Annotated in this window: 16 protein-coding genes and 1 pseudogene; 12 read left to right on the top strand and 5 right to left on the bottom strand. The window is 34.4% G+C overall.

The window, feature by feature from the left end:
* The first annotated feature begins 273 nt into the window (after positions 1 to 273).
* The 6 genes from MVE64_RS22555 to MVE64_RS22580 all read left to right on the top strand — a co-directional run bounded on the left by MVE64_RS22555 (position 274) and on the right by MVE64_RS22580 (position 6,193).
* Entirely contained in the window at positions 274 to 1,029 is a 756-nt protein-coding gene (locus MVE64_RS22555) for a DeoR/GlpR family DNA-binding transcription regulator (RefSeq protein ID WP_247341443.1), read from the top strand.
* Positions 1,026 to 1,937 (top strand): 1-phosphofructokinase, encoded by a 912-nt coding sequence (gene pfkB / locus MVE64_RS22560; RefSeq protein WP_247341445.1) that lies wholly within the window; start codon positions 1,026 to 1,028, stop codon positions 1,935 to 1,937. Before MVE64_RS22555 ends, pfkB begins: the two co-directional genes overlap by 4 nt.
* Positions 1,938 to 1,950: 13 nt before the next feature.
* Entirely contained in the window at positions 1,951 to 3,816 is a 1,866-nt protein-coding gene (locus tag MVE64_RS22565; RefSeq protein WP_247341447.1) for a PTS fructose transporter subunit IIABC, read from the top strand.
* 155 nt (positions 3,817 to 3,971) lie between these two features.
* Positions 3,972 to 4,394 carry an organic hydroperoxide resistance protein gene (locus MVE64_RS22570; protein ID WP_247341449.1) on the top strand — a complete coding sequence of 141 codons (423 nt, stop codon included), beginning with the start codon at positions 3,972 to 3,974 and terminating at the stop codon, positions 4,392 to 4,394.
* Positions 4,395 to 4,575: 181 nt separating this feature from the next.
* On the top strand, positions 4,576 to 5,136 hold the full coding sequence (lepB, locus tag MVE64_RS22575; protein ID WP_247341451.1) for a signal peptidase I: 561 nt from the start codon (positions 4,576 to 4,578) through the stop codon (positions 5,134 to 5,136).
* Between the two features lie 130 nt (positions 5,137 to 5,266).
* Complete coding sequence (locus tag MVE64_RS22580) at positions 5,267 to 6,193, top strand: DUF4349 domain-containing protein (RefSeq protein WP_247341452.1); 927 nt, start codon at positions 5,267 to 5,269, stop codon at positions 6,191 to 6,193.
* Positions 6,194 to 6,204: 11 nt separating this feature from the next.
* On the opposite strand, the gene MVE64_RS22585 is transcribed toward MVE64_RS22580, so the two are convergent.
* Together MVE64_RS22585 and MVE64_RS22590 are read right to left on the bottom strand one after the other, a co-directional pair.
* Positions 6,205 to 6,465: a hypothetical protein gene (locus MVE64_RS22585; protein WP_247341454.1), complete on the bottom strand. Its 261-nt coding sequence runs from the start codon at positions 6,463 to 6,465 to the stop codon at positions 6,205 to 6,207.
* 258 nt (positions 6,466 to 6,723) lie between these two features.
* Positions 6,724 to 6,907: pseudogene (locus MVE64_RS22590) on the bottom strand (carbon starvation CstA family protein); the annotation flags it as partial.
* A gap of 79 nt (positions 6,908 to 6,986) precedes the next feature.
* Here MVE64_RS22590 and MVE64_RS22595 point away from each other — a divergent pair.
* The 3 genes from MVE64_RS22595 (at position 6,987) to MVE64_RS22605 (ending at position 8,499) form a co-directional block, all read left to right on the top strand.
* Entirely contained in the window at positions 6,987 to 7,598 is a 612-nt protein-coding gene (locus MVE64_RS22595) for a LysE/ArgO family amino acid transporter (RefSeq protein WP_247341456.1), read from the top strand.
* 14 nt (positions 7,599 to 7,612) lie between these two features.
* The gene (locus MVE64_RS22600) at positions 7,613 to 7,840 is read left to right on the top strand and encodes a hypothetical protein (RefSeq protein ID WP_247341457.1); all 228 of its coding nucleotides are present in this window, start codon (positions 7,613 to 7,615) and stop codon (positions 7,838 to 7,840) included.
* A gap of 128 nt (positions 7,841 to 7,968) precedes the next feature.
* The gene (locus tag MVE64_RS22605) at positions 7,969 to 8,499 is read left to right on the top strand and encodes a CPBP family intramembrane glutamic endopeptidase (RefSeq protein ID WP_247341459.1); all 531 of its coding nucleotides are present in this window, start codon (positions 7,969 to 7,971) and stop codon (positions 8,497 to 8,499) included.
* A 108-nt stretch (positions 8,500 to 8,607) separates the two neighbouring features.
* On the opposite strand, the gene MVE64_RS22610 is transcribed toward MVE64_RS22605, so the two are convergent.
* Positions 8,608 to 8,967 (bottom strand): hypothetical protein, encoded by a 360-nt coding sequence (locus MVE64_RS22610; protein WP_247341461.1) that lies wholly within the window; start codon positions 8,965 to 8,967, stop codon positions 8,608 to 8,610.
* Between the two features lie 294 nt (positions 8,968 to 9,261).
* Between MVE64_RS22610 and MVE64_RS22615 the strand changes: the two genes are divergently transcribed.
* Both MVE64_RS22615 and MVE64_RS22620 read left to right on the top strand, forming a co-directional pair.
* Positions 9,262 to 10,881, top strand: a complete 1,620-nt coding sequence (locus MVE64_RS22615; protein WP_098798064.1) for an ABC-F family ATP-binding cassette domain-containing protein — start codon at positions 9,262 to 9,264, stop codon at positions 10,879 to 10,881.
* Positions 10,882 to 11,128: 247 nt separating this feature from the next.
* A complete protein-coding gene (locus tag MVE64_RS22620; RefSeq protein ID WP_247341463.1) occupies positions 11,129 to 12,043 on the top strand; it encodes a ketopantoate reductase family protein in 915 nt (304 codons plus the stop codon).
* 54 nt (positions 12,044 to 12,097) lie between these two features.
* On the opposite strand, the gene MVE64_RS22625 is transcribed toward MVE64_RS22620, so the two are convergent.
* Together MVE64_RS22625 and MVE64_RS22630 are read right to left on the bottom strand one after the other, a co-directional pair.
* Positions 12,098 to 13,021: a CobW family GTP-binding protein gene (locus MVE64_RS22625; protein WP_247341465.1), complete on the bottom strand. Its 924-nt coding sequence runs from the start codon at positions 13,019 to 13,021 to the stop codon at positions 12,098 to 12,100.
* A 134-nt stretch (positions 13,022 to 13,155) separates the two neighbouring features.
* Positions 13,156 to 14,388, bottom strand: coding sequence for an aminopeptidase (locus tag MVE64_RS22630; protein ID WP_247341467.1), 1,233 nt, complete (start codon positions 14,386 to 14,388; stop codon positions 13,156 to 13,158).
* A 173-nt stretch (positions 14,389 to 14,561) separates the two neighbouring features.
* Here MVE64_RS22630 and MVE64_RS22635 point away from each other — a divergent pair, with 173 nt between their 5' ends.
* Positions 14,562 to 15,728 carry an acyl-CoA dehydrogenase family protein gene (locus tag MVE64_RS22635; protein ID WP_247341469.1) on the top strand — a complete coding sequence of 389 codons (1,167 nt, stop codon included), beginning with the start codon at positions 14,562 to 14,564 and terminating at the stop codon, positions 15,726 to 15,728.
* Positions 15,729 to 15,796: the final 68 nt, after the last annotated feature.

Here is a 15,796-nt window from a genome sequence, read left to right on the forward strand (position 1 = left end):
TGAAATGCAGAGACTTATTTAACTAATACAATCGAATTCTTTCGAAAAACAACCAATTTCATTCAAATGAAATGAATGTATCGGTTCTATCGGCTATTATTTTATTAAAATATCATTCAAAATATGAATGTTTTTGAAATAGTTATATGTTTTTAGTGATAAAAAGTGATAGTATTTGATAAAATATGATTGATTTTGGATGAAGATGAAAGTATAATGAAAAAGTAAGTAGATTATGTATTCGCTTACAAAAAATTAGGAGGTGTTGTTAGTTTGTTAACACCTGAACGTCATCGACTAATTCTTGATCTTTTAAAAGAAAGACATTCTGTGAAAATACATGAGCTTGTCGACTTAACTAACACATCAGAGTCCACAATTCGTCGTGACTTAACACAATTGGAAGAAGATAAGTATTTAAAACGAATTCATGGCGGAGCGGCACTTTTACAAGGAAAGCTAAAGGAACCAAATGTTAGTGAGAAATCTGCCAAAAACCTTCAGCAAAAGAAAATGATTGCATCTGAAGCAGCTGCTCTTATAGAAGAAGGAGATTGTATTTTTTTAGATGCAGGTACAACAACACTACAAATGGTTGAATATTTATCACCTGAAAAAGAAATTGTCGTTGTTACTAATGGACTAACTGTTATTGAACCGCTTTTAAGTAAAGGGATAAAAACATATTTAATTGGTGGATTCTTAAAGCCATCTACTGGTGCTATGATTGGACGCGGTGCTTTAACGGCATTAGAACAATACCGTTTTGATAAATGCTTTTTAGGAGTAAATGGAATACATGTTGAGTTAGGTTATACAACACCTGACCCTGAAGAAGCAGCAATGAAAATGACAGCACTAAAGCTTTCAAGAGAGAAATATGTTTTAGCTGATTATTCCAAATTTGGAGAAATTGCATTTTCAAGAATTGCTCAGCTTTCAGAAGCAAAGATTATAACAGATGAAGGAGAAGATGAAGTCCTTTATCCATATACAAAAAATACAGCAATAAAGGTAGTGAATACATGATTTATACCGTTACATTGAATCCATCAGTTGATTACATCGTAAGAGTTGAACAATTTGAGTTAGGATCGTTAAACCGTACATCGGAAGATTCAAAATTTCCTGGTGGTAAAGGGATTAATGTATCACGTGTGTTGAAGCGATTAGGTGTTGAATCTAACGCATTAGGTTTTATAGGTGGTTTTACCGGTTCTTTCGTAGCAGATTTTCTATCTGGAGAGAATATTCAACACAACTTTATAAAAGTTTCTGGTGATACGAGAATAAACGTTAAGCTAAAAACTGACGTTGAGACAGAGATAAATGGAGTGGGACCTAGTGTGTCAGAAGAACAGCTAAATCAGTTTTTACAATTGTTTCAGCATATGAATCAAGACGATATTGTTCTTTTAGCAGGTAGTATTCCAGGGACATTACCAACATCTATCTATCAAAAAATCATGACTATTTGTAAAGAGAAAGAGATAAAAGTAGTGGCAGATGTTTCTGGTGATGCGCTAAAAGAGGTTTTATCTGAAAAACCATTCTTAATTAAACCAAACCATCATGAATTAGGGGAATTGTTTGAAACTAACATTCAATCTGTGGAAGATGCACATAAATATGCAAAGCAACTTGTTAAACAAGGTGTAAAGCATGTGATTGTCTCAATGGCTGGTGAAGGGGCACTTCTAGTTACAGATGAATTCAGTTATGTAGCAAATGTACCAAAAGGAAAGGTGTTAAATTCTGTTGGTGCCGGTGATTCAGTTGTTGGTGGCTTTTTAAGTGCATTCTCCGATAATAAATCGTTGGAAGAAGCGTTTAAAATTGGTGTTGCTTCAGGCAGTGCAACAGCATTTTCACTTGAACTGTGCACCAAAAAAGAAGTAGAAGAGTTATTACCTCAAATAGAAGTATTCAAAATATAGAGGGGGAAAAAAGATGAGGATAACAGAAGTATTAACAAAACGTACAATAAAATTAGAAATCCAATCAACATCAAAGAGCGATGTTGTTAAAGAATTAGTTGATGTTTTAGATCGTGCTGGTAAGCTTTCAAACAAAGCGGCTTACGAGCAAGCAGTATTAAATCGTGAAAAACAAAGTACAACAGGAATTGGTGATGGTATTGCCATTCCTCATGCTAAAACAAATGCAGTGAAAGAACCTGCTATTGTGTTTGGACGTTCAACAAATGGTGTGGATTATGAATCATTAGATGGTCAACCAAGTTATTTGTTTTTCATGATTGCTGCTCCAGAGGGCGCAAACAATACCCACTTAGAAGCATTGTCAAAACTTTCAAGTATATTAATGAAGCAAGAAGTAAGAGATCAGTTACTTCAAGCAAAAACAGAAGATGAAGTGTTGGCGATTATCGACCAATATGATGTTCAAGAAGATGAGAATGAAGCTGTGTCAACTGAAGGGAAAACAGGTAAAATATTAGCTGTTACTGCATGTCCAACGGGTATTGCTCATACGTATATGGCAGCAGATGCATTAAAAGAAAAAGCAAAAGAGCTGAACTTATCGTTAAAAGTAGAAACGAATGGTTCCGGTGGAGCTAAAAATGTTTTAACTCCTGCAGAAATTGAAGAAGCTACAGCGATTATCGTAGCTGCAGATAAACAAGTAGAAATGGAACGTTTTAAAGGTAAGCATGTGATCATTGTTCCAGTTGCTGATGGTATTCGTAAAACAAAAGAATTATTAGATCGTGCTGTGAATCAAGATGCTCCAATTTATCAAGGAAGTGGAGAATCGAAAAAAGAAGATCGCAGCGGTGAAAGAACTGGATTTTATAAGCACTTAATGAACGGTGTATCTAATATGTTACCGTTTGTTGTTGGTGGCGGTATCTTAATCGCCTTATCATTCATGTTTGGAATTCATGCATCAGACCCTAATGACCCTTCACATAACGCCTTTGCAGAAGCATTGAGCACAATTGGTGGCGGAAATGCATTTGGATTAATGATTCCTGTATTAGCGGGATTCATTGCATTAAGTATTGCGGATCGTCCAGGTTTAGCACCAGGTATGGTTGGTGGATTTATGGCAGCTCAAGGTGGCGCAGGCTTCTTGGGTGGATTAATTGCTGGTTTCTTAGCTGGTTATATTGTTGTACTTTTAAAGAAACTTTTATCTGGTATGCCAGCTTCTTTAGAAGGAATTAAACCCGTTCTGTTATATCCGGTATTAAGTATATTCACTGTTGGAATGATCATGTTCTTTGTAGTAAATCAACCTGTAAGTGCATTAAATGGTGTGATTAGTGACTTCTTAGGCAACTTAGGTACAGGAAACTTAATACTTCTAGGCTTACTATTAGGTGGAATGATGGCAGTAGATATGGGTGGTCCAATTAATAAAGCTGCTTTCACATTTGGAATTGCAATGATTGATGCTGGAAACTTTGCTCCGCATGCTGCAGTTATGGCTGGCGGTATGGTTCCTCCACTAGGAATTGCATTAGCAACTACTTTATTTAAAAATAAATTTACGAAACGTGAACGTGAAGCAGGGATTACTTGTTATATTATGGGTGCTTCATTTATTACAGAAGGTGCTATTCCTTTTGCAGCGGCCGATCCAGCTCGTGTTATTCCTTCCATTATCACTGGTTCTGCAGTAGCTGGAGCCTTAGCAATGTTCTTTGGAAATGGATTACGCGCACCACACGGCGGTGCATTTGTTATTCCATTAGTTGAAGGTAACCCGGTTTTATATTTATTAGCTATTGTTATAGGTGCAGTAGTTACTGCTTTAATGTTAGGAATCTTAAAAAAGCGTGTTAATGAATAATAAGTTGTAAAAGAGCAGACTGGTTTTTAGTTTACTAGAAATCAGTCTGCTTTTCTTTTTTGAGAATTCTTTTACAACTGTAGTGATTAAAAGTAAAAAAAGTTGGGTAAATAAAAGTAGTAGAGAAAAAGATAGAATTGAAAGGTGGAATTAACTTGTCAAAACCATTATTTACGTCAACAGTCACAGCAGTCGGTGGAAGAGATGGCAGAGTTGAGTCATCTGATGGTAATATCAATTTACAACTAGCAATGCCAGGTTCACCTAGAGCCAAGGAAATGCCTGAAGCAACAAATCCTGAGCAATTATTTGCGGCTGGTTATTCTGCATGCTTTGACGGTGCATTACAATTAATTGCAAAAAGAGAAAATGTGAGCTTTGAATCTGAAGTAACAGCAAATGTTAGTCTTTTAAAGGACGAGTCTGATGATGGTTTTAAACTAGGTGTTACGTTACAAGTAAAAGGAACAGGAATTGAAAAGGACAAGCTTGAAGAATTGGTTGAAAAGGCACATGGATTTTGTCCATATTCAAAAGCAACAAGAGGAAATATTGAAGTTGAACTAGAGGTCGTATAAGAATTTACCATTAATTAGAAGAATTTCTTCAAGTAAATAATCGTAAAATTATTTCTAATCCCCGAATGATCTCTCTTCATTTGGGGATTAATTGTTTTTATAGAAATAGGATATTTATTGGCAAAATATCCATATAACAAGGTATAATGATAAAAGAGCAATGTAATATAGGAGGATCTTCATGTCGCAAACTGAAACAGAAACAACGAAGTCAAAGATGTGGGAATGGACAAAGGCCATTGTGCTAGCGGTTGGACTGGCTATGATTATTCGTATTTTTTTATTTGAACCATATCTTGTAGAAGGGTCTTCGATGGATCCAACACTACATGATGGGGATCGTCTTTTTGTTAATAAAACGTTAAAATTTATTGGTGAGATTGATAAAGGTGATATTGTTATTATTGATGGCAAAGAAGAAAACATTCGCTATGTAAAACGTGTAATAGGTGTCCCAGGAGATAAGGTCAGTGCGCAAGATGGAAAAGTGTATGTCAACGGAACGGTTATAAAGGAACCATACCTTGATAGTAATGAAAAGGAAGCAGAGAGTATAGGAATTGACTTAACGGATGATTTTGAAGAGATAGAGGTACCGAACGGTAACTATTTTGTTATGGGAGATAATCGACTAAATAGCATGGATAGTCGAAACGGTCTAGGTTTAATTGAAAAAGATCGTATCTTGGGTAAATCTGAATTTATCTTTTTCCCATTGGATCATTTAAGTAAAACAGAATAGTTAATACAACGAAGATGACAAAGTTTTATTTGTCGTCTTTTTTAAATTTATCTTCCATATTTTTGTAACATTTCATCCTTTTAAGCGACTACATATATAAGTCAAACACAACAAAGGAAGTGTTAAAAAGATGAAAAAGTGGAGGTTTCTTTTATGTTCATTCTTTCTTGTTATCCTTTTTACTGGTTGTAGTAATAATTCAAGTGAGAGTGCAATTGATAATACGACGAGTCAATCCGCTGATCAAGCTGTTCCGGAACTGGAAAAGAAAGAACGATCAGAAGGAGATTCAGTAGAAAATACGGTTGAAAAGGAAAAAAAGGAAGATAACTTTAATAGTGACAGGAAGGTTATTTATACAGCTGATCTGTCTATAAAAGTATCGAACTTTGATGAAACAGTGAAATTTGTTCAAGAGAAAATAGAAACTTTACATGGATATGTTGTACAATCTCATTCCTACTCTGTGGATGATGGAGAAACGGTTGAAGGTACAATAACAGTGAGAATACCACAGGAATCTTTTCATTTATTTTTGGAGAGTGTTGAAAAGGGAAGTACAAAGGTTTTAGATCGTTCAATTTCCGGCCAAGATGTAACAGAAGAATATGTTGATCTTGAATCACGTTTGAAATCTAAACAAGTTGTTGAAAAAAGATTACTTGAATTTATGGAGAAGGCTGAAAAAACAGAGGATTTATTAAAAATTTCAAGCGACTTAGCAGCTATACAAGAAGAAATTGAGACAATAAAGGGAAGAATGAATTACTTAGATAATCAAGTTAGTTTAGCTACTGTAACGCTTCAAGTTAGAGAAGATAAAGTAAGTGTTCCAGGTCTTGATAATGAGGGTTTGAATACTTGGGAGCGGACAAAGAAGCAGTTCATGGAAAGTGTTAATGTTGTTTTAAAATCAATGTCTAGTATTTTTATTTTCTTAGTTGGAAGTTTACCGATTTTAATTCTTATTGGTGGAATTCTTTTTATTGCGCTTTTTATTTTTAAAAGAAAAAGAAGGCATAATCAAGGAAAACCACCAACTAATTTAGGTGAATAAATGAAATGCTTTTATGTAGCCAAGATCGTTAAAATAAGCATCGTTATAAAGACAGAACCAATTACTAGTAGTACACTAACTAAAATAGACATTTTTTTATCCGCAAGGTGATAATGGGGAAGAATTCGCTTTAATGAGAGCGAAATAATTATGTAAATGAATATAACCCCGATAATAAAGGTAACCCCACTAGACTCAAAACCTAGAAAGGCAAAGTAAATTCCAGAAAAAAAGATTAGCAAGCAGTATTCAATTAGAGTGTGTAATTTCATGTTAGTCTCCCTTAAACTTTTAGATAGCTTATTTTAACATAAATTAAATATGAGTTTAAGAAAGACAAGGACTAATAATTGAAATTATAAATAGAAAAGAAGCAGCTGGGAAAGCTGCTTCTTTTTTGGAAAATGCTATGCTGCAATGTTTATGTCATCATCAAGTTGTCATTTATTTTCTCTTGCCTTAATAGCAGCCTTATAGAAGAGACCAGTTATAAAACAGTGATGATGCTTGCGCCGATATATGATGTTGTTAATAATAGGTCCGAAGATCGGTCCAACTCCAGCGATATTTAATAATTGAATTAGAGAATTACGTTTCTTACCCATAGGAAGGTAATCAACATCATCTCTACGAGTAATGGGCAGGTGTTTTTCTTGCTTCCTTCACACCAAAAATCTCTTCTACAAATCGAACGTAAGAAAAGGAGTTAAATATTTAAAAACAATCCGTATTCATATATGATGTTAATATCTGTTAAAAAAGGAAACTCTTAAAAAATATGGAGGAAAAATAAGTGGAGGCAATATTGCATGGAATATTATTAGCATTTGGGTTGATTCTTCCTTTAGGTGCACAAAATGTGTTTGTTTTTAACCAAGGGGCACTACAACCCCGGTTTGTGCAGGCTCTTCCGGTTATTGTTACAGCAGCACTTTGTGATACATTTTTAATTATTCTTTCTGTCCTAGGAGTGTCTGTTATTGTTTTTTCATTTGAATGGTTAAAAGTAACTATTTTTTTGATAGGCATTATGTTTTTGCTTTATATGGGCTGGTCTGTTTGGAGGTCAGATGAACAGGCAGATAAGGAGCATAATTCATCCTCGTTATCTCCTAAAAAACAAGTTATGTTTGCGATGAGTGTCTCCTTATTAAATCCACATGCAATTTTAGATACAATTGGTGTCATTGGGACAAGCTCACTTGCTTATAATGAAGGAGACAAGGTGTTATTTACACTAGCGTGTATTATAGTTTCGTGGATTTGGTTTGTTGGTCTCGCACTAACAGGAAGAAGTATAAAGAAAATTGATCAAAATGGAAAACATTTGAGAAAGATAAATAAAGTTTCTGCTCTTATTATTTGGGCAGTAGCTGTTTATTTAATCTTTCAATTAATAAGTTAAAAGGAGATTTGTTAATGAGGCAAAGTTTTATCAATATTGAAGAAGGTAAAAATACGCATAAGAGATATATTGGTTCTCTATTTGTTGTTTTAGCTTTTATGCTTATTTTAGGAACAGTTGCATATACAGTAGCACTTATATTAGGTGAGCTTATTCAACCTGGTTTGATAGATTTTGAAACAGGTTTGGTAACAGATCCTTTAGTAGATCTTTACCTATTACACTTGCAAAGCATTTTTTAATTCTTGGTCTACTTATTGCAGTTAAAGCTATTTTAAAAAGAAGGTTCATCTCATTAATAACACCGTATAAAAACCTGAATTGGGGAAAAATATTTTATGGTTATGTAGTTTTATTTATATTATTAATTGTGTTTACACTAATTGATTATGCCTTTTTCCCAAATGATTATTATTTAAATGATTTTGATGCTGACAGATTTATGTGGTTATTGGTTGCGGTTATTTTTCTGGTTCCAATTCAAACAACTTCTGAAGAACTTCTTTTCAGAGGGTTTCTTCTTCAGTGGGGAGCAAAATTTACGAAAAATCCGATATTGCTTGCTATTATAGTAGGCGGGATTTTTGGTAGTCTTCACTTTTTTAACCCGGAAATGGAGTATGGAGCGTTTTGGGTAGCGCTAGATTATTTAGCAATGGGGTTTATTTGGACGTATATTTCAATTAAAACAAATAGTTCAGAGTTTTCTATTGGTGCACATGCGGCAAATAATATGTTTCTCTGCTTATTTTTAACTATGGATGATACAGTATACGGAGACATCCCTTCCGTGTTTGTAACAACAAATGTCAATGCGATGCTTTCAACACTTACTACGATTATTACGGGTGTACTATTTACAATCATTGTATTTCGGAAACAAAAGAAAGAAATAATGTAGAGACTTTAATCATCTATAGAGCGTGCTATTAAGCGCGCTCTTTTTTAGTGAACCAAAGTTGATTGTCGTTCCTTTAAAATATTTTCTATTAATGTTAGGTGTATTGTTTCAGGATTTTTCTCGAAAATGTAGGATAACACTTATAACTAGTATTGTTAGATAGATGGAAATAAAAATAACAAAAGGCATACTGCCGTTCTTAAATAAAAATTCTTGAAGTTGCTTTGAAAAAAGAAAAAGTAGCCAAGGACCAGCAGATACAAATACAGGAATCATTCCTGTTCCATTTTTTTCCTTTAAAATTCGATAATACATTTTCTCTAATGTTGAGGTATCGATAGTAAGATAGAAATGTTTAATTTGTTCTATTTCTTTTAGTTCTTTTAACTTATGAAGCGGTTGTCCATTCTCGACTGTTTTTTTGAATTTCAAATAAAGTTTATGTGCATCCCCGCGTGTTGAAATCATTTGGTGATTACCTCCGTTCCCTAAATTAAGTCGTTAACAAATGAAGCATATTTTATACCTCCATTTTTAATATCTGTGGGTGAAAAAATCTTTATCTTTTAGGCTACACGTTGCCCTTAGTAATAAATTCCTTTATAATTAGCATAGCTTAATGTGTAATTTTCTATAAAATTGCTGTGGTTGAAGTCAATACTGACTTTTACGCATTGTTAAATGTGCATTATTTAACAGGCTTAAAGAGCTATTAAAATAAGTATTAGGGTAATCAGATCCCTTGTTATTGGAGGATGTTTCATGATTCAAGTTACGAATGTTAGCTTACGATTTGGAGATCGCAAGCTTTTTGAAGATGTTAATATTAAATTTACTCCGGGTAACTGTTACGGTTTAATCGGGGCAAATGGAGCCGGGAAATCAACATTTATTAAAATTTTATCAGGTGAGATTGAAGCCCAATCTGGTGATGTTAGCATGGCACCTGGTGAACGTTTGGCTGTATTAAAACAAAATCATTTTGAATATGAAGAGCATGAAGTTTTGAAAACTGTCATTATGGGCCATAAACGCCTTTATGAAGTAATGCAAGAAAAAGATGCTATCTATATGAAAGCTGATTTCACAGATGAAGATGGTATGAAGGCGGCTGAATTAGAAGGTGAGTTTGCTGAGCTTAATGGTTGGGAAGCCGAAAGTGAAGCTGCAATCCTTTTAAAAGGACTTGGTATCTCTGAGGACCTTCATACAAAGAAGATGGCAGATTTAACAGGTGGAGATAAGGTTAAAGTACTCTTAGCTCAAGCACTTTTTGGTGAGCCGGATGTTCTTCTCTTAGACGAGCCAACCAACCATCTTGATATCCATGCGATTCAATGGCTAGAGGAATTCCTTATCAACTTTGAGAATACTGTTATTGTAGTATCCCATGACCGTCATTTCTTAAACAAGGTTTGTACACATATTGCTGATTTAGATTTCTCTAAAATCAAAATCTATGTTGGAAACTATGACTTTTGGTATGAGTCTAGTCAATTGGCACTTAAACTAGGTCAAGAAGCTAATAAGAAAAAAGAAGAAAAAATTAAAGAGCTTCAAAACTTTATTGCGAGATTTAGCGCTAATGCTTCGAAGTCAAAACAAGCAACATCACGTAAAAAATTACTAGATAAGATTTCCTTAGACGACATTCAGCCATCTTCTCGTCGTTATCCTTATGTAAACTTTACACCTGAGCGTGAGATAGGGAACGATGTTTTGCGTGTTGAAGGATTATCAAAAACAATCGATGGTGTAAAAGTTTTAGATAATATTAGTTTTACTTTGAACAAGGAAGATAAAATTGCATTAGTTGGTCGTGATGAAATTGCGATTACAACTCTTTTCAAAATTTTAGCTGGTGAAATGGAACCTGATAGTGGCTCATTTAAATGGGGGGTAACAACTTCTCAGGCATATTTCCCAAAAGATAATGGTGAGTATTTTAAAGGTGATGAGCCGAATTTAGTTGACTGGTTACGCCAATATTCTCCTAATGACCAAAGTGAAAGCTTTTTACGTGGCTTCTTAGGTCGTATGCTTTTCTCTGGTGAAGAAGTTTTGAAAAAGCCAAGTGTATTATCTGGAGGAGAGAAAGTTCGTTGTATGCTATCGAAAATGATGCTTAGTGGAGCTAATGTGCTCTTACTGGATGAACCAACGAACCACTTAGACCTTGAATCAATTACCGCTTTAAATAATGGTCTAACAGCATATAAAGGCGCAATGATCTTTACTTCACATGACCATCAGTTTGTTCAAACAATTGCTAATCGCATTATTGAAATAACTGCGAATGGCTTAGTTGATAAACAAATGACTTACGATGAATTCTTAGAAGATGATAATGTTCAAAAACAAGTAAAGCAATTATATGCTTAAATAAAACGAGTTGGTATGAAAGTCTTTCATACTGGCTCGTTTTTTTGTAAACAAAGCTCATACAGTATGAAGTGCGTAAAAATCTTTTCACAATAGATTATATTTCCAGACGATCTCGTAATGTTTTTACAATTACGACTAACAGAAGGGATAGGGGTGTATAACATGACAAATTGATAATGCTTACTTATACTTTAGTTAGAAAATACTTTTATAGCAAAATACAATTACAGAGGAGAGACAAATATTGAAAGTTTTAGTAGTTGGTGCAGGTGCAGTAGGAGGTTATTTTGGAGGGAGACTTCATGAAAAAGGTGTAGATGTTACGTTTTTAGTAAGAGAAGGGCGTCAAAAGCAATTAAAAGAAAAGGGCTTAAAAATAGAAAGCATTCATGGGAACTATACATTTCAACCGAAAACGGTTTTAACTACGGAATCTGATATTGAAGTATATGATGTTATTTTGATTGGTACGAAATCGTATCATTTTAATCAGGCTATACAAGACATTAAACCATTTGTTGGAACTCAGACGACAATCATACCAATGTTAAATGGAATTAAACATCTTTATGAACTTCAAACTATGTTTGCAATAGAACAAATAATAGGTGGCCTTTGCTTTGTAGAATCTACTGTTAATGAAGAAGGCACCATCATCCAAACAAGCCCAAGTCATGAATTAGTATATGGAGAACTTTCTGGAGAAGAAACCGAAAGAATTATGAAAATAGAAGAAGTATTTTCACATACTAAAGCTTCAATTAGAAGAAGTAATACAATTTTACAGGATATGTGGCATAAATATATGTTTATAACTGGATTATCAGGTGTTACCTCGTTATTTCGATCAAGCATCGGACCAATTCTTAAAACAGAACATGGCTTAGAAATAATTGAAGGATTATTTGCTGAAATTGGTTTTATTATGCGTAAAATGAATGCACCGATAGTAGATGGTATTGAAGAGGTTCAGGTAAATAGAGTAAAAGAAATGGATTATACGATGAAGTCATCTATGCAAAGAGATATGGAAAAAGGCTTTCAAGTTGAAGCGAATCATTTACAAGGCTATCTACTTTCTGAAGCAGAAAAACACAAAGTGAATACTCCTTATCTGAAAATTGTCTATGCAAACCTTGAAACCTATGGGAAACAATAAGGGATGTTGATAGAACAAAGGCAAGCATACAAAATAAAATGCTTGCCTTTTTAGTTAATTAGAGACAATTTCAACTGCAGCGAGCTGTTGTTTAAGCGTTTCATGATCTAGATTTTCCCCGATAAAAACAAGAGTTTGTTTTCTTTTGATTTGCTCTTTCATATATAACGGCATGCCATAAGAGTATTGAAATAGAAAGGACTCTGTAGAATGAGAAAAGGTTATATATCCTTTAATTCGGTAAATAGTATCGGGCATCTCCCTTAGAAATTTCTCAAATTGGTCTAAATCAATCGGATTTGTAAAGGTATGAACATAACTTCGTAAGTGCAGGTTCTTAGAAACATGTGATTGTTCATGATGTTTTTTTTCGCCTAATTGTTTTGGTTGAATAAAAGAGAGTGGTATCTTCGCATGCTCAGTCATGTATAATTTTCCGTTTGGATTTAACCCTTGAATTTCTGCCACTAATTTTGCTTTTTCATTTTCAGATAGTGAATCTGTTTTATTTAAAAGAACGATATCAGCGTGAGTTACTTGTTCTATTAACAATTTACGCAATTGAATGCTTAGCTTTTCTTGGTCCTGCCATCTTTTTGCATCTACTAAAGTGATAATGCCCTTAACATCCAGCTTTTCAGCAAAAAGAGGAGATAAACATGCATCAAGTACCTCGATTGGATGGGCAACCCCAGTAGTTTCAATATAGATTGCGTCCAGCTCATATTCATGAAGCATTTGATTTAGTTGAACCTCAAGCTGACCTTGGATTGTGCAACAAACACAACCGTTTAGCAACTCTTTTAAGGGTGTATCCTTAGAAACAGCATCAGAATCAATCGATGTTTCTCCTAATTCATTCATAATAACGGCTATTTTTCTATTTTTCTGATGTTCCTGGGTAAGAATGTTTTGAAGAAGTGTCGTTTTTCCTGCTCCAAGGAAACCAGATAATATGTATACGTCAACCTTTTTCATGTTAAACTCCTTATCATGCTTTATATATATATTTCCTTTATTAATGGTTTATAAAATTGATACAAGTTTTAGCATATCATATCATAATTAAAAGGTCTGACATATTTAGTCAGACCTTTTTGCATATTTGAAAATTAGAAAGCCCAAGTACCATTGCGGAAGATTGGTTCAGATGTTCCGTCTTCCTTAATACCATCAATGTCCATGTTAGCTGCACCAATCATGAAATCAACATGGGTAAGACTGGAGTTTACACCTACTTTTTCAAGCTCCTCGCGAGACATTTTCTTTCCGCCCTCAACACAAAATGCATAACCGTTTCCAATTGCTAAATGGTTAGATGCGTTTTCGTCAAAAAGAGTGTTATAGAAAAGAATACCTGATTGTGAAATAGGTGAATCATGAGCAACTAAAGCAATTTCGCCTAAATAATGTGAACCTTCATCAGTTTCAACAAGTTGCTTTAAGACTGCTTCACCTTTTTCTGCTTTTACTGAAACAATTCTTCCATCTTCAAAAGTTAGTGAGAAATTGTCAATTAAATTACCACTATAGCTTAGAGGCTTCGTGCTTTGAACAACACCATTTACGCCATTACGTAATGGCACAGTAAAAACTTCTTCTGTAGGCATATTAGCCATAAAGAAATTTCCTTTTTCGTTCTCACTACCAGCACCAACCCAAGTATGAGTAGGGTGTAACTCAATAGTTAAATCTGTACCGTCTGCTTTATAGTGAAGTTTTTTGTATCTTTTATTATTTAAGTATTCTACTTTTGTATGTAATGAATCATTATGTTGTTTCCATGCTTCAACCGGATCGGCTTGATCAATACGAGTTGTTCTAAAAATGGCTTCCCAAAGCTTTTCAACTTGTTTATCTTCACTTTCGTTAGGGAATACCTTTGCTGCCCATTCCTTAGAAGGTGCTGCAATTACTGTCCAACTAGCCTTATCTGCTTGTAAATAATTTCGGTATTTTGTCAGTGCCATTCCAGCAGCTTTTGTAGAAGCGGCGATTCGCTTTGGATCTATCCCACTTAAAAGATCAGGATCTGAAGAAATGATTGACATAAAAGCTCCGTCATTTTCAGCCAATGTTTCTAAGCCTTTTGCTTTCCATTCAGGATAATCACTCAATGCTTCTTCAGATGCAAGTTCAAAACGAGTTCTTGTAATAACATCGTCATGCCATTCAACATATACATTACGCGCACCAGCTTCATAGGCTTTTTTGACAACAAGACGAACAAATTCAAGAACCTCGGTTGATGCGTTAATTGTTAAGTTTTGGTTTGGTTGAATATTAACCCCTACACGAACTGCGAGTTCAGCATATTTTTCTAAGTTTTGATTGAAATTACTCAAGAAAAAACCTCCTTCATCCTAGGATGAATATGTAATTAATGGAGCTCCTAAAGAAGTTCCTCTTTCATTTTATCAAAACAAATAGAAGAATGAAAAGGTTAACATAATTGATAAGCTAAATTACTTTCAGTTAACAAGTAAAATGACTACAATATGGATAACGAGGTGATAACGTGAATTATATAGATGAACAATTTATAAAAAATGAAAATCAAAAGCAAATACTTTTAAAAACAGATAAGCTGGCAAGAGAATTTGAAACACGTGCAGACCGCTATGATAAAGAAGGTTTATTTCCTTTTGAGAATTTTGATCGTTTAAAAGAAAATGGATATTTACACCTCACCATTCCGAATCACTTGGGAGGGTCAGGGGCAACCTTGTACGAATTTTTATTAGTTCAAGAAAAAATCGCTCAAGGTGATGCAGCAACTGCATTATCATTAGGGTGGCATTTGGGTTTAATTATGCATTTAAGAGAAACGGAAAAATGGGAAGAAAATACTTATAATAGAATCTGTGAAGAAATAATTTCTTCAAAAAAACTAATTAACAGTGCTGCAACCGAGCCAAACTCTGGAAGTCCAGCAAGGGGCGGTAAACCTGAAACAATCGCTATTCGAAAAGAAGGACATTGGATCATTAATGGTAAAAAAATCTTTACTTCACTAGCTCCGGCACTTGATTATTTTATTGTACCCGCAACAATTGAAGAAACAGGGGAAATTGGTGACTTTTTAATTCCGAGAGAAGCAAAGGGTGTGGAAATTGAGGAAACTTGGGATACATTAGGTATGCGTGGGACTAGAAGTGACGATCTTATACTAAATGCAGTCAAGGTTCCATTAGAAGCTTTAGTTGAAAGAAAACAGAAGAAAGAAAGACCTACTGCACAAGGCTGGCTTCTTCATATTCCAGCCTGTTATATAGGCATTGCCATATCTGCAAGAAATAAAGCAATAGAATTTGCAAAAACATATCAACCAACAAGCTTAACTCATCCAATTAAAGATGTGCCTGAAGTGCGAAGAAAGGTTGCTGAAATCGATGTGAAGTTAACCACGGCACGAACACTCATGTATTCAACAGCTGAGAAATGGGATTTTGCAAGTAAGAATGAGCGTGATTCTTTAGCGTATGATTTGGCAGTTACAAAAACTGTCGTGACAAATACAGCTGTTGAAGTTGTTGATTTAGCTATGAGGATAGTAGGGGGGCAAAGTCTCTTTAGCTCTAATGCGTTGCAAAGGCATTACCGCGATGTTCGTGCAGGCTTACACAACCCACCTTCTGATGATATAACCTATAAAATATTAGGTGACCGCGCATTTAGAGAGTAATTGTCTAATGATAAAAAAAGGCATTCAAGAAATGATTTTTCTTGAATGCTTATGTATTATTTGGGTAC

Source organism: Metabacillus endolithicus, assembly GCF_023078335.1.
Classification (GTDB): Bacteria; Bacillota; Bacilli; order Bacillales; family Bacillaceae; genus Metabacillus; species Metabacillus endolithicus.

Coding starts and splice junctions, on each gene's coding strand:
- MVE64_RS22610 (WP_247341461.1), bottom strand. CDS start 8,967: ATGATTTCAACACGCGGGGATGCACATAAACTTTATTTGAAATTCAAA.
- MVE64_RS22580 (WP_247341452.1), top strand. CDS start 5,267: ATGAAAAAGTGGAGGTTTCTTTTATGTTCATTCTTTCTTGTTATCCTT.
- MVE64_RS22600 (WP_247341457.1), top strand. CDS start 7,613: ATGAGGCAAAGTTTTATCAATATTGAAGAAGGTAAAAATACGCATAAG.
- pfkB (WP_247341445.1), top strand. CDS start 1,026: ATGATTTATACCGTTACATTGAATCCATCAGTTGATTACATCGTAAGA.
- MVE64_RS22625 (WP_247341465.1), bottom strand. CDS start 13,021: ATGAAAAAGGTTGACGTATACATATTATCTGGTTTCCTTGGAGCAGGA.
- lepB (WP_247341451.1), top strand. CDS start 4,576: ATGTCGCAAACTGAAACAGAAACAACGAAGTCAAAGATGTGGGAATGG.
- MVE64_RS22585 (WP_247341454.1), bottom strand. CDS start 6,465: ATGAAATTACACACTCTAATTGAATACTGCTTGCTAATCTTTTTTTCT.
- MVE64_RS22565 (WP_247341447.1), top strand. CDS start 1,951: ATGAGGATAACAGAAGTATTAACAAAACGTACAATAAAATTAGAAATC.
- MVE64_RS22615 (WP_098798064.1), top strand. CDS start 9,262: ATGATTCAAGTTACGAATGTTAGCTTACGATTTGGAGATCGCAAGCTT.